The organism is Paenibacillus tengchongensis (genome assembly GCF_008973665.1).
Lineage (GTDB): Bacteria > Bacillota > Bacilli > Paenibacillales > Paenibacillaceae > Paenibacillus_AQ > Paenibacillus_AQ tengchongensis.
This window is the reverse complement of sequence record NZ_WACP01000002.1, coordinates 117,194-131,513: the sequence shown is the minus strand read 5'-3', so window position 1 is coordinate 131,513 and position 14,320 is coordinate 117,194. Positions and strand designations below refer to the sequence as shown.

Genomic DNA, 14,320 nt, shown 5'->3' with positions numbered 1-14,320 from the left:
ATGGACCCTATTCCAGCTCCGCATGCTGATTATTGCAGGTTGCCGGATGATCTGCTTCACAACTTCACAAACACCCTACTGATACACCCAAATCCCCGCCACGGTCATCACTGCAGGCAGCGCAGTATCGTCGACCTCCACATGGTCGTACCACCCGCCCACCGCCAGGTTCAGCAGCAGATAAAAGCGCCGGTCAAACGGCATCACGCCCGGCTCCAGCCGGCGTTCCGCGTAGCAGTGGCCGTCCACCAGCCAGCGGATCGACTCCTCGCTCCATTCCAGCGAATAATCACGGAACTCGTTAATCGTCCCGCTCTCCAGCTCATAAATGAACTCCTCGACGACCTTATGCTCCATGTCCGGCCCGTAATGCAGCGTCCCGGCGATCTGCCGGGGCAGGCGCCCCTTCGCTTCCAGCATGTCGAGCTCCCCGGAGGCCGGCCAAGGGCCGTAAGCCTGATCCTGCGGCAGCAGCCAGACCGCAGGCCACAGGCCCGCTCCAATAGGCAGCTTCGCCCGCACAACCAGCCTGCCGTAGCAGAACGAGAAATGATTCCTCGTATCCAAACGTGCGGAGGTATAGGCGAAGCTGCGGCCTGCCTGCCTGATTGGTTCACGGCATGCCCGGAGGTTCAGACCCTGTTCATCGAAATACAGGTTGTTCTCCTGATTCGTATAGTATTGCTGCTCGCCGTTGCCCCAGCCCGGAAACACAGGTTGGTCGTTATGATCAAGCAGATCATTGCCCAGACGGATGTTCCAGTCCTGCAAATTTCTCCCGCCCTGCACGAAATCCTGCTTCCATACCAGCTTGCCCATGGACCCCACACTCCTCTCATTTAAACACAGCATACTGCATTCGCGCCCCGGCAGCGCGGAATCCAAAAAATTGGGATACCGCCAAAAACGGTGGCCTTTTTTTCCGGGGCTCTTTTTCTTACGATGAAGAGGAAAGGGGGGACACACGAAACATGTTTCAATTCCGCACAGCACAAATGAAAGCGTTCTTAAGGCAGTGGCAGCTGCAAAGCATGGTCATTCCGGGCATCGTCTGGATGGTGATCTTCTGCTATCTGCCGATGTTCTGGCTCATCATCGCCTTTATGGATTACAGTATTGCAAAGCCCCTGCTGGAATCGCCGTTTGCCGGGCTGAAGCACTTCCAGGATTTCGTCACCGATGACCGGTTCTGGCGCTCGATCCGCAATACGCTGGGGATGAGCACCATCAAGCTGGTGCTGGGATTTCCGATTCCGATTATTTTTGCGCTGCTGCTCAATGAAATCCGCAGCCTGCGCTTTAAGCGGACGGTGCAGACGATTTCGTACCTGCCGCATTTTATCGCCTGGACGATCTTCGGCGGGATTGCGCTGAACTGGCTGGGCGAAGGCGGCGTGATCAATCAGGTAATGATGGGGCTGGGGCTGCAGGAGCGCGAGATCCTGTTCAACAGCGATCCAAAATACTTCTGGTGGATTACCTTCTTCACCGATACGCTGAAGGAAACGGGCTGGAGCGCCATTATCTATATTGCCGCCATCTCCGGCATCGACCCGGGGCTGTATGAGGCCGCCGAACTGGACGGGGCGAACCGCTGGCAGCGCATGTGGCATATTACGGTGCAGAGCATCCGCCCGACGATCGCCGTCCTGTTCATCCTCGCCGTCAGCGGCATCCTCGGCAGCAACTTCGAGCAGATCTTCATGCTGAAGAACAACATGAACATGAAGATGGCGGAGAGCCTTGATCTTTACATTTACAACATGGGTCTTGTGTCGGGACGACATTCCTTCTCCACGGCCGTATTGTTTGCCCGCTCAATCGTGGCGCTTGGACTATTGTTTATCGCGAACCACACCTCCAGGAAGCTGACGGGCGAGAGTATTTACTAGAAAGGGGGGAGAGAGATGGAAAGACGCGCAAGATTCCGGAGAATTGGCGGTTTTGAGGTCTGCAATACCCTGCTGATGCTGGGAGTCTGCTTCCTGACGCTGTACCCGATGTGGTTCGTGCTGATGAACTCGCTGAATGCGCCGGAGCAGGCAATGCTGGGCACCGTCAACCTGATCCCGGAGAAATGGTCACTGGCCAGCTACAGCGTTGTATTTAATGACAAGACCTTGATGCACGGCTTTGTGGTTACTACGCTGCGCACAGTCATCGGATCGGCTGCCCATGTGCTGTTTACCGCTATTGTAGCCTACGGGATGAGCAAGACGACGCTGATCGGCCGCAAGGTATACATGAAGATCGCCCTGATTACGATGCTGTTCTCCGGCGGACTCATTCCTACGTTTATCCTCATGACGAAGCTGGGCTTATATGATAACTTCTGGGTATTCGTCATTCCGGGGATGTACAGCTTCTTCAATATGGTCATCTTCATGAGCTTCTTCCGCACCATCCCTGACAGTCTCGAGGAATCGGCCAAGGTGGACGGGGCTTCGGATTACGGCGTGCTGTTCCGGATCGTACTGCCCAACAGCATGGCGGTCATCGCCACCATCTCGTTGTTCTCGGCAGTCTACCACTGGAACGATTATTATCAGGGTGTCATCTATATCCGCTCGCAGGAGCTTCTGCCAATGCAGACCATCCTCTACAAAATCATCGCCGAGAACTCCATGTCCTTCATGCAGCAGCAGGCGATGGCCCAGTTCGGGGCAAGGCTGCCCGGCAATTCCATTAAGTTCGCCTCCATGATGGTGGCAACCCTGCCGATTCTGCTGTTCTACCCCTTCATTCAGCGCTATCTGGTCAAAGGGGTAATGATCGGCGCGATTAAAGGGTAAGCGAACCAAGCAGATCCATTGGACCAACCTATCATCAGCCAACAGCTTTTATACGAAAGGATGATTCTTTGATGAAGCGCATTTCGATTAAAAAAAGCCTGACCCCCATGCTGGCCGTCATGCTCTCCTTGTCCCTGGCCGCCTGCAGCGGCAGCTCCGGCAATAATGAAAGCGCCCCCTCGGCACAGCCGACGGATGCGGCCCAGGAGACGCAGAACGAACCGGCGCTGAACCCGGAGGAGCCGGCCTGGAAGCTGGACACGAGTCCGGTCGATCTGACCTGGTTCGTCGGCGCCAACTGGTACGCCCATACCTGGGGCGAGAGCTTAACCTCCAAGTATGTCACGGAGAAGACTGGCGTCAACGTTAAGCTGGAGGTGCCCTCCGGCGAGGCGAACGAGCAGATGACGCTGATGATGACCTCCGGCCAGCTGCCGGACCTGATCTCGATGGGTTCGTGGGAAACAGCGGTCAAGAAGCTGTGGGAAGGCGACCATGTTTATGCCCTGAACGAGCTGGCCGACCAGTATGACCCGTATTTCTTCAAGGTTGCGGGTGACGGTACGCTGAAATGGTACCGTCAGGAGAACGGTAACACCTACGGCGTTCCGAACGACTCCTACAGTCCGAATCTGATGCACGAAACGGGCATGACGGCCGCCAACCAGACGTTCCTGGTCCGCAAAGACCTGTACGAGGAAATGGGCAGCCCGGACCTCAGCACCCCGGAGGGCTTCCTGAACGCGCTGCAGCTGCTGAAGGACAACTATTCCGAATATAAAGGCCAGCCGATGAGCCCGTTCTTCGCCCAGGGCAATGTACCGTACGGCATGACCGAATACCTGCAGAATCTGCTGGCTGTTCCGCATGAGAAGGACGGCAAGGTCTATGACCGTGTGACCGATCCCGAATATATCACCTGGCTGAAGACCTTCCGCACCGCCTATGAACGCGGGCTGCTTAACGTGGACTTCCTCGTCGATTCCGATACGCAGGTAGAGGAGAAGACGAATAACGCCCGCTACTTCATGATGGTCCGCGAATGGACCGGCATGACGGCCGTCAACCCGATGCTGGCGGCCAGCGCCAATCCGGATTCATATTATATTGCCGTAGACGGGCCGCAGAATAGCAGCGGCGGCAGCGCCAAGCTGTTCCCCGGCAACATGGACGGCTGGATGGTGACGATGATCAGCAAATCGACCAAGAATCCGGAGCGGGCCATCCGTTTCCTGACCTATCTCGCCAGCGAAGAAGGCCAGCGCGACCTGTTCCTCGGCAAGGAAGGCGAGACCTGGGAAACCGTGGACGGCAAGCCGCAGCTGAAGGCGGACATGGTCAGCCTGATCGACAGCGATATTGAGACCCTGGAGAAGGAGTACGGCGTACTCGACACCTACTGGATGATGCGCAATCCGGTCATTGTGAACCAGTGGCGGCCGGAGAAGGCGCCGGTCATCAAGCAGATGGAGGACTTCGCCAACGCCCAGGCCGACATTGACAGCGGCATCTACAAGGGGCTGGACCCGCTGGGCGATTCCGAGGTGGCAGTAGCCTGGTCGCGCATCTCCCAGAACTGGGAGGAAGTGATGCCGGAGCTGATTACGGCCAAGGATGAGGCGGCTTTTGACAAAATCTTTGCGGACTTCCTGGAACGCCGTGACAGCTACGGCTTCCAGCAGGTCATGGAATTCCGCCAGACCGAGCTGGATGCGCGGAAGGCAAAGATGGCGGATTAAGGATGTACCGGCCGGCTGTCCCGAGGGCAGCCGGTCTTACCCGCTTGTACGGAGGACAGCGAAGCGGCACCGTTCCCGGTATAACCCGCCTGCGAACCGGTAAACCATGGTATATTACAGGGTGGGGGGGATGAGAGTGAAGGCTGTGTGGACGAGGATACGAAGACTTTACCGCAATTCGCGCATATCGCAGAAATTATTCCTGGCCTTCAGCCTGATGATCGCCATTCCGGCCATTATCGTGTCCTTTCTGTTCATCCGGACCCAGGAATCCCAGCTCTACAAGGATGCCATGGCTACCGGCGCAAGCCACGTCTCGCGCCTCGAGGAGCAGCTGCGCAGCCGCCTGGCTGTTCTTGAGAACGCTTCCTCAACCGCACTGACCCAGAAAGCGTTCGTGGATTTCATCCACTCCGATATGCAGGCCGACGGCCTGCGGCTCGTCAAATTCAGGCAGAATCAATATGAGCAGATGCATAATATTATCCAAAGCTATGATCTGGTCAGCCAGATCAGCTTCTATGTCGATAACCCCGGCCTGCATGAAATTTGGCCGGAGATTTACCGTTACGACCGCTTCTGGCCGCAGGATTACTGGATGTCGCTGCGCGAAGAGGGCGGTGCCGGCTACCGCTTATTCTCCTTACAGGACGACGGGCAGACGTTATCTTATTACCGGCTGGTGCGCCTGCAGGGACAGTCGTCCAGGCGTCCCACTGTAATGGAGATCAGGGCGGCGCACAGCGAGTTCTTCAGCAGCGTTCTCGAAGAGACGGAAGGCCATTTCTTCTCTGTCGTCATGGACGGGAGCGATCCTTCCCGCCGTGTATATAACGGCTCGCATGTATTTGCCCTGAATGCGGGGGAGGAGCTGGACGGCATTCTCGGCCGAGTCCACGGGAAGCTGGACGCGCTGCAGCAGGGCAGTCCCGTCAAGGTCCGCGCCGGCGACCAGCTGTACTATGCGCTGTACCGTTACATCGCACCGCTGGACGCTTATGTCATCGACATCGCCTCCCATCAGGACCTGATGAAGGGTCCGCGCAGCTGGTACCTCCTGGTGACAGCCATTGCGGCCTGCGTGCTGCTGATGATGCTGCTGCTCGTCTCCTATATGACCCGGCGTATCTTCCGCCGGCTGGAGATGGTGCTGGCTTCCATGCGCAAGGTGCGCCGCGGCCAGCTGGATGCCAAGATTCACACCGGTCTCGGCGAGAACGAGCCCGGCGATGAAATCGACTTCGTCGCCGTCAGCTACAACAGCATGCTGGATGAAATCCAGCGCCTGATGACGCAGGTCGTCGATAAGCAGCTGATTGCCAAGAACGCGCAGCTTCATTCGCTGCATTCGCAGATCAATTCCCACTTCCTGTACAACGCCCTGGAATCCATCCGGATGCGTGCGGAAGTGGAGCGGCAGCCGGCCATCGCCGGCGCGCTGGTGTCGCTCGGGGCGCTGCTGCGCTACAGCATGCAGTGGCGCGGCGACACCGTCAATCTCGGCGATGAGCTCGCCAATATTGAGAGCTATATCCGCTTCATTAACTTCATGGAGGGCAGCGGCTTTGAGCTGCGGGCGGAGCTTCCGCCCGAGGTGCTGCGCTACCCGATTCCCAAGATGTGCCTTCAGCCGATTGTCGAGAATGCCGTGCATCACGCTTCGCCGCCAGGAGGCAGCGTGACTATTGAAATGAACGTCAAGGTGGAGAACAACCTCATGCTGCTGATTGATATCCGCGATAACGGCACCGGCATAGACCGGGATACGCTCAGCCGCCTGCAGGAGGCGCTGGCGGACAATGCCGACCGCCCGATCACTGCAAGCCGGAACGGGCTGGGCCTGGAGAACGTGCATAAACGGCTGCAGCTGCATTACGGCGAGGGCTGCGGACTCGCTATCGACAGTGTGCCGGGGGCATATACTTGCGTCACAATACGTTTACCTTGGGAACAAGTCAGTCTGGGGGGATGGTAACGAGCATGATGAATATGCTGATTGTTGACGATCAGAAGCATATCCGCGACGGCCTGCAGGCGATGGTCTCGCAGTTCCCGCTGCAGCCGGACCGCATTTACTGCGCGGCGAACGGGGCTCAGGCGCTGGAGCTGCTGCGCTGTAACAGCATCCAATTGGTCCTTACAGATATCCGCATGCCCGATATGGACGGCCTTGCGCTGATGGCGCAGACGCGGGAAGAGCGCCTGCCTGCCGATTATCTGATTATCAGCGGGTACGGCGATTTCGCTTATGCCCAGAAAGCCATGGAGCTGGGGGCCAAGGGGTATCTGCTCAAGCCGGTCAACCGGGAGGACCTGCAGGCTTCGGTGGAGCATGTCTGGCAGGAAATCCGCACCCGGCAGGAGCTGTCGCGGGACATGGAGCAGCTCTCCCGGCTCGTCCGGGAGACGGACCGCAAGGAGCTGAGCCTGTATATGCAGGGCTCAGCCAGCGACGAGGCATGGGTGGAGGAGACGGAACGCCAGCACCCGTCCCTGTGGCGCAGCTACCGGCTATGCCTGCTGCGCGAGGAGCGCCGGATTCACCAGCCGGGCGCCAGCAGCGCCCACAGCATGGAATCCATGGCCTACCGCGTGTACGGCAGCGAAGGCTGCATCTGCCTGCAGCACCGCCCGCACCTGATTCTGGCGGTCGATGCCTCCGCCGATACAAGCAGGCTGCCGGAGGCGCTCAAGGCCGCGCAGATCGGCGCCGCCGCCGTGATGACCGGCCCGCAGCAGGGCCTGCGGGCCCTGCCCGGCGCGTACGCCGAGGTACAGGAGCTGTACCGGCACAGCTACCTGTTCCCCGACCTGCGCTGCCTGCTGCCGGAGCGGACGGCGGGCCTCGCGCAGCAGTGGCAGCTCCCCCACGAGGAGCTGTACGCCTTGTTCCGCTTCGTGGGGGCCGACAGCGGCGGCAGGATCGCCGAGGGAATCTCCAGGCTTTTTCATAAAGATGTGCTGCAGCGATACCACATTCAATACACCGAGCGCCTGTGCCGGGCCGTAGTGCAGATGCTTGAAGAGTACGAGTGGGTGATCCGTCCTTACATGGGGGAAGAGGCGCTCGATATCGGGTCGCTGCGCAACCTGTACGACTATCAAGGGATACGCGATTACATCCAGGCGCTTCAGCAGCAGATGCTGCGGCTGAACCAATACTATTACGAGTTCAAATGCAGCTACCGCAACTCGCAGGACCTGAATGAGGCGATCCGCTTCATTCACGAGAATTACCACAAGCCGCTGGACCTCGCCATGGTCTCCAACCATGTGTCGCTGAACTATGCGTATTTCTCTAACCTCTTCAAGAAGAATGTCGGCAAGGGCTTCGCCGAATATTTGCGCGATGTGCGTCTGGATAAAGCCCGCCGGCTACTGGCCGATACGGACTACAAGATCGTGGAGATTGCGCCGCTGGTCGGATATGAGAGCTACAAAAGCTTTACCCGGGCCTTCCGTGAAGTCATGGGCATGCAGCCCACGGAATACCGGCAGCGGATGCAGCGGAAATAAGCCGGGATAACCGAACCGCAGACACCTTATGTACTGCCGCAAGGCGGAGCATAGGGTGTTTTCTTTACGCGCATCAGCCTGTCAGAGTCCTAATCCAAAATAATGGGCCTTCAGCTAAAATCCTGTACCTTTCACCCATTTCTTCCAAAGGCTAGAATATAAGTGTATTCGTGATGTAAGCGGTTTCTGTAAGGCTAAACTATTTCATAAGGAGGGTAATTATGCAACGAGTGTACAGGGCTGAACCCGGATGGACACGCAGAGTATGGAGCCTCTTCCTCACGCTGGCGCTGGTGGCCTCAGTCTTCCTGTTACCGGCTTCCCGGATGCAGGCGGCCGGCACCACCGTCACCTCAATGGCGTATTTCTCGGCAAATGACGGGCCGGTGATCACCAAATCGGGCGTAGGGCAGGCCAGCTACGGCTTTGTGATGCCGATCTTCAACGGCGGGGCCGCCACCTGGAGCGACGTCTCCGGCGATGTGGGTGTCAAGGTGAAGAAGAACGGCAACTGGGTAGACATCGACAGTGCCGGAGGCTTCGTCTATAACCAGAACTGGGGACACTGGAGCGACGGCGGCGCGAACGGCTACTGGTTCACGCTGGGCGCAACCACCGAGCTGCAGCTCTACTCCAAAGCGAACAGCAATGTGACGCTGAACTACACGCTGGTGTTCCAGAACGTCAACACGGCAACCATTACGTCGATGACACCGACCCAGGGGCCGGTGCTTACGGCAGGCTTCACCGGCAGCGCCGGATTTACGTACCCAGTCTTCAACAATAACCCGGGGCTCATCTATGATGCGGTGGCCCATGATCTGAAGGTGTACGTGAAGCCGGTGAACAGCAGCCAGTGGATTGACATCGACAACAATGCGGCCAGCGGCTGGATCTATGACAGCAACTTCGGCCAGTTCACCGAGGGAGGCGGCGGCTACTGGTTCACCGTTACCGAGTCGATCAACGTGAAGCTGGCATCGAAGACCTCTTCGGCCAGCCTGATTTACACGATCAACTTCAACAAGCCGGTCCGGGGCTCCTTCGTGCTCTCCGCCTATGACGGCACCACCTACACGGCAGATAACAGCGGCGCCATCGGCATTCCGCTGCCCAAGATCGACGGCACAGCAGCCATCGGCAGCGAGCTCGGCAATTTCGTGTACCAGATCAAGAAGAACGGTCAATGGGTGGAGCTCAGCAATTCCAGCCTGAGCGGCTTCATTTACTCGGGCAACGGCTACAATAACATGTCCTCCGCCAACCAATGGGGCTATTGGGCCGACTATATCTATGGCCTCTGGTTCCAGCCGATTCAGGAGAACATGGAAATCCGCATCGGCTATCCCTTGAACGGACAGAGCGGCGGCAATGTCGGCAGCAATTATGTGGTTTACAATTTCATCGGCAATCCGAATGCGCCGCGTCCCGACGAAACGGACCAGGAGGATATCGCCCTCGGCACACCGAATGATCCGGCCATCGCCGGAATGAATCTGATCTGGCAGGATGAGTTCAGCGGCACCGCGCTCGACACCAGCAAATGGAATTATGAGACCGGCTACTATATCAGCAGCGACCCCAACAGCTGGGGCTGGGGCAATGCGGAGCTGCAGCATTACACAAGCAGCACGCAGAATATCTTCGTAAGCGGCGGGCAGCTGAACATCCGCGCCCTGAACGATCACCGCTCGTTCCCTCAGGACCCGAACCGCTACGCCGAGTATTCCTCCGGCAAAATCAACACCAAGGACCATATGTCCCTTGAGTACGGCCGCGTGGACATCCGCGCCAAGCTGCCGACCGGCGACGGCATCTGGCCGGCGCTCTGGATGCTGCCGGAGGATTCCGTATACGGCGCCTGGGCCGCCTCCGGCGAGATCGACATTATGGAAGCCAAGGGGCGGCTTCCCGGCACGACCAGCGGCGCCGTCCACTTCGGCGGCCAATGGCCGGTGAACCGCTATATCGCCGGCGAATATCACTTCCCGCAGGGGCAGACCTTCGCGAACGACTACCATGTCTACTCTATGGTGTGGGAAGACGACAACATCAAGTGGTATGTGGACGGTAAATTCTTCTTCAAGGTCAGCCGTGAACAGTGGTATTCCGTGGCCGCGCCGAACAACCCGAATGCGCCGTTCGATGAGCCGTTCTACCTGATCATGAACCTGGCCGTCGGCGGCCATTTCGACGGCGGCCGCACACCGGCGGCATCGGATATCCCGGCCACGATGCAGGTTGACTATGTACGGGTGTATAAGGAGGGCAGCAGCGGCGGAAACCCCGGCAACCCGGGCAGCGTTGCCGTGACCGGCGTTACCGTGGCCCCTTCCGCTTCGCAGGTGGAGGTCGGCAAGAGCATCCAGTTAACCGCCAGCGTAGCCCCGGCCAACGCCACCAACCAGGCCGTCGCCTGGTCGGTTTCTAACCCGGGTGTAGCCTCGGTTAACGCCAGCGGCAGCGTCACCGGGCTTGCACCGGGCACCGTTACCGTAACAGCCACCACGGCCGACGGCGGCAAGACCGCTGCCGGCACAGTCACGGTCGTGACACCGCCGCCCGTCACCGTCGTCATCGGCGACAGCGTGCGCGGACTGAAGAAGACCGGCAACAACCTGCTCTTCTACGTCAACGGCGCCACCTTCGCCGACCTGCACTACAAGATCAACAACGGTGTGCAGATGAATGTCGCCATGACCCATAACGGAAGCGGCAACTTCACCTATCCGGTTCTAAACCTGAAGCAGGGAGATAAGGTGGACTACTTCTTTACCTACAACCCCGGCCAGGGGGCGCTTGACACGCCGTGGCAGACGTATGTGCATGGGGTAACGCAGGGCGTGCCGGAGTAAGCGGCTAATTAAGCGGCGCAGGCGGAAATACGAAGAACCAAGCGATGCTGAGCGCATCGCTTGGTTTTTTAGACACAACATTATTTCGCAAGCGCATCTGATCTGATGATAAAAGCAAATTCCTGCTGCTCATCTCCGGTGTTAATGATCAGGAGAAAGCCCCTTAACAGCCTGCCGGGCTCATAATCGCTGCTGTCTGAACTGAATTTTGAGCTTAGATTCTCATTGAGCTGAAAGGTCCCTGCATGGTTATTTACTTGAATGCTTACCGTTTCGGTGGCTAACGATGAATATTTGATGGTGCCGTCCTCATTCAGCACGTAATCATATAACACATAATCCTCCGGGGGAAGTTCCCCGAAGTCTATGGACACCTCCTCACCGATTGGTAGATAGGGAACCGCTATATCCTCATCCGCCATAATGGACTCGAATAGTGCGGATTGATCTTTGCCCACAGGAGTTCCCTCGTTCTTTTTCACCGTATCCGTCAAGTCAGTGCTCCCGGCCTTTACAGCAATGCTTGACGGCCCGGCAGCAGGCAGATGTCCTTCATCCTTCTGGGAACTGCATGCCGAAAGCACAATCACTAAGGCTAACCATAGCAGGTGCGACAGGCGAATGCTTTGATTCTTCATGGATGGCTTCCTCCCCGTATTGTAGATTACTCCGAATCTCTTTCCGCTTTGGCATGATCCCTCCCGTTTGATCCCCCGCTTCTCATGGGCACAATAAAACTAACCGCTCCCATATACCTGCCCATATCTCATCCGGCGCCTCCTTGAGCTGCATATCCCCGCCCAGGAACAGCAGCCAATGAACCATTTCGGCCACTTCCCCGGGAGCATTCACGTTGATATAGGTCTGCAGACGGGCCGTAGTCTGGTAGGGGTCCATATAAGAAAGCGACATCTTCAGCGGATGGTATTTCTTGTACTGGGCGATTGCCTTGGGCCCCAGCGTCAGGACAAGGTTAACACCCTCCTCCTGCCTGCCCAGCTTCACCAGAATCTTCTTCCGGGTCAGCCGCTTCTTCGGTGAATACGGCCGGACACTGGTAAGGTTGTCGACAGGGAGAATCCGCCGCTTCTCCTCCTTCAGATCGAAGCCTTCGATCAGCCAAAGGCCTTTTTCATGATACAGGTGCAGCAGATATATGGGGTAAGACTGCTCCCCCTGCTCCCCGTTAAGGGTAGCCCATAAATAGCTGTCCGCAAGCAGGAGCCTGATCAGCTCCTCCAGCATGGGATGGGGCAGGTCCGATAATTCCAGCAGATCGGGATTATGGGGGTTGGTTCCTTGAAAGAGCAGGATTTGATTCAGGTGGACAAGGTCCTCCTGCTGGTTCTCCGAAATCAGGCCGAGCAATTTCTCGGTCAGAGACTGACGGCTTGTTAAATAGGGAAGCTGCTGGTTCCGGGTGGCCATAAAGGCGATGAACAGCGCTTTAATCTCATTGTCGGTGAACCGGACCGGGGGCAGAACGGAGTTGCTCATGACAAAGTAGCCCCCATCCCTCCCCGCTTCAGCGACCAGCGGCATCCCCATGGCCTCAATCTCCCGGATATCTCGGATCGCCGTCGAACGGGAGATATGAAATTCCCTCATAATTTCCGGAATCGTAAAGTGAGCCCGGTTGTTGATATACCGCATCAGGGTGTTAATCCGTTCCGTTTTTTTCATCGGGGCTCCTAAATGGTTTCATTTTTTGACATGTTATAAGGTTATTATAGTCTCATCAAGTGAAATGACAATTCATTTGAACTCTCGAGGAAGAAAGAAGGTTGCGAACTTGGCCAATTACACGCTGGAAGAGAAAGACGCATTTACCGTTTTAGGAATCGGAACTGAACTGGAGAGCGAATACACGGATTACTCGGGGATCAACAAAGAGAAGGAGGACTTCTGGTCGGCTGTCAGACAGGACGGCAGGCTTGCCACGTTACAAGCCATCGCCGCCAATGACTATATATTCACCGTGAACGAAGCCGTAAATAACAAGATGATGCATTACGCCGGCGTGCTGACAGAAGCGACAATTCCGGAAGCGACCCGGGTGATCCATTTTCCCAAGGGAAGTTATCTGGTGGTGCAAGGAGAGGGAAAGACCTCACAGGAGCTGAGCAATACGCTTACCGGCATCGCCTTTGGACAAGTTCTGACGGGGGCTACGGACTTCGCCTATGTCGGCGGACCGAATGCAGCGGTTGAGATGGGGCAGCGGGACGGCGTATTCTTTGGGGAAATGTGGATTCCTGTGGTGAAGAAATAACCTTCGGGAGGGATGGAATTGTCCAGTATCGTTGATTTCAAGAATGTGACTACATCAGGCCTGGAGTCATCGCCTGTCGCGGAAGCGCTGGCCGGTCTGCGTGCCAATGAGGCCCGCTACTTTATGAACAAGTACAAGCATGAATTTACGGTGGTACCGGCTAGTGAAAGCCGGGAGACCCTGGATTACGTGAACCGGGTGTTGAAGGAAGAACGCAATCTTGAATTTGCGGCCAAGCCCCTGGAAACCTCGAGCTTTCAGGTGGAGAATATCCGCTGGGCCTATGTCTTCTATGAGGATGGCCTGGAGGTCAATGTGATGTATACGGTGGATGATCCCAAGAAGCGGGCTGTCGGCTTCAAGCTCTCGGAGGGGATGGAAATCCCGCAGGAGCTAGAGGGAAAGTTTAAGTTTGCCCGTCAAAAGTCAAAGCTGGCCGGAACCATCCGGGGCTCGTTCTTTGTCATCAAAAAGGAGTATTAAACAGCGGGGGCGGCATGCCCCCCTCCTCCTCCACGCTGCAGCTAAGAGTCTGCACTCTCTTTTTGCCAACCGCTTATAAATACTCCCTCTTATACATTAAAGTAATCTGCCCCGCTATATATTCCGCGCTGTACTGGCTGCCTTCCTTGATCCACCACGTAATGATTCCCAGCAGCGACGCTGCCACAATATCCACGGCGGCCGCCTTCCTAGCGGAATTGCCGTACTTCGCCTCTCTGCGTCTTTCTATCGTATCCTTCAGCAGATTGGATAAATGCTTCTTAAAGCCCGGATACTCCACCAACACCGCAAATACCTTCCTATGCTCATAAAAATAATTCAGTAACGTGACCAGCTGCTCCTGCTCGTTGCTGCTCTGTAGCTGTAACAGCGGCTCAATGTTCTCGGACAGGTCGGCGAAGATTTCATGTACGAGCTGGCGCAGCAAGTCGTTAATATCCTCATAATGCAAATAAAACGTGGCCCGGTTGAGCTCTGCACGCTTGGCAATTTTCTGGACGGTCAGCTGCGAAATCTCCGGATTGTCGGCCAGGAGGGAGAAGACCGCCTGCTTCAGCATTTTTTTGGAGCGTACGGCCCGGGGATCTGTTCGTTTAGGTTCGGTCATTTCGGCCCCCTGTGCTTGATGATTTGGGTTTTCAG

General features: G+C 56.8%; 12 protein-coding genes. 8 read left to right on the top strand and 4 right to left on the bottom strand.

Translation table 11 applies throughout. The annotated features are described in order from the left end of the window. Positions 1–75 precede the first annotated feature (75 nt). A complete protein-coding gene (locus tag F1381_RS03500) occupies positions 76–819 on the bottom strand; it encodes a glycoside hydrolase family 16 protein (protein ID WP_187355174.1) in 744 nt (247 codons plus the stop codon). 152 nt (positions 820–971) lie between these two features. On the opposite strand from F1381_RS03500, the gene F1381_RS03495 reads away from it, so the two are divergent. The 6 genes from F1381_RS03495 to F1381_RS03470 all read left to right on the top strand — a co-directional run bounded on the left by F1381_RS03495 (position 972) and on the right by F1381_RS03470 (position 10,902). Next, positions 972–1,892: an ABC transporter permease gene (locus F1381_RS03495; protein ID WP_151733435.1), complete on the top strand. Its 921-nt coding sequence runs from the start codon at positions 972–974 to the stop codon at positions 1,890–1,892. Positions 1,893–1,907: 15 nt separating this feature from the next. Next, positions 1,908–2,792, top strand: coding sequence for a carbohydrate ABC transporter permease (locus F1381_RS03490; protein WP_151733434.1), 885 nt, complete (start codon positions 1,908–1,910; stop codon positions 2,790–2,792). 71 nt (positions 2,793–2,863) lie between these two features. Next, positions 2,864–4,531, top strand: a complete 1,668-nt coding sequence (locus tag F1381_RS03485) for an extracellular solute-binding protein (protein WP_151733433.1) — start codon at positions 2,864–2,866, stop codon at positions 4,529–4,531. 136 nt (positions 4,532–4,667) lie between these two features. Continuing rightward, positions 4,668–6,506 carry a sensor histidine kinase gene (locus F1381_RS03480; RefSeq protein WP_187355173.1) on the top strand — a complete coding sequence of 613 codons (1,839 nt, stop codon included), beginning with the start codon at positions 4,668–4,670 and terminating at the stop codon, positions 6,504–6,506. A gap of 5 nt (positions 6,507–6,511) precedes the next feature. Further along, positions 6,512–8,047 carry a response regulator gene (locus F1381_RS03475; protein WP_187355172.1) on the top strand — a complete coding sequence of 512 codons (1,536 nt, stop codon included), beginning with the start codon at positions 6,512–6,514 and terminating at the stop codon, positions 8,045–8,047. A gap of 221 nt (positions 8,048–8,268) precedes the next feature. Then, complete coding sequence (locus tag F1381_RS03470; protein WP_151733430.1) at positions 8,269–10,902, top strand: family 16 glycosylhydrolase; 2,634 nt, start codon at positions 8,269–8,271, stop codon at positions 10,900–10,902. An 80-nt stretch (positions 10,903–10,982) separates the two neighbouring features. Here F1381_RS03470 and F1381_RS03465 read toward each other — a convergent pair whose 3' ends face one another. Then, on the bottom strand, positions 10,983–11,540 hold the full coding sequence (locus F1381_RS03465) for a hypothetical protein (protein ID WP_151733429.1): 558 nt from the start codon (positions 11,538–11,540) through the stop codon (positions 10,983–10,985). A gap of 82 nt (positions 11,541–11,622) precedes the next feature. Further along, complete coding sequence (locus F1381_RS03460; RefSeq protein WP_151733428.1) at positions 11,623–12,585, bottom strand: helix-turn-helix transcriptional regulator; 963 nt, start codon at positions 12,583–12,585, stop codon at positions 11,623–11,625. Between the two features lie 109 nt (positions 12,586–12,694). Here F1381_RS03460 and F1381_RS03455 point away from each other — a divergent pair, with 109 nt between their 5' ends. Both F1381_RS03455 and F1381_RS03450 read left to right on the top strand, forming a co-directional pair. Next, positions 12,695–13,174 (top strand): GyrI-like domain-containing protein, encoded by a 480-nt coding sequence (locus F1381_RS03455; protein ID WP_151733427.1) that lies wholly within the window; start codon positions 12,695–12,697, stop codon positions 13,172–13,174. Positions 13,175–13,192: 18 nt separating this feature from the next. Next, positions 13,193–13,657 carry a phage tail protein gene (locus F1381_RS03450; RefSeq protein WP_151733426.1) on the top strand — a complete coding sequence of 155 codons (465 nt, stop codon included), beginning with the start codon at positions 13,193–13,195 and terminating at the stop codon, positions 13,655–13,657. Positions 13,658–13,730: 73 nt separating this feature from the next. Here F1381_RS03450 and F1381_RS03445 read toward each other — a convergent pair whose 3' ends face one another. Further along, positions 13,731–14,285 (bottom strand): TetR/AcrR family transcriptional regulator, encoded by a 555-nt coding sequence (locus F1381_RS03445; RefSeq protein WP_151733425.1) that lies wholly within the window; start codon positions 14,283–14,285, stop codon positions 13,731–13,733. Positions 14,286–14,320 lie beyond the last annotated feature (35 nt).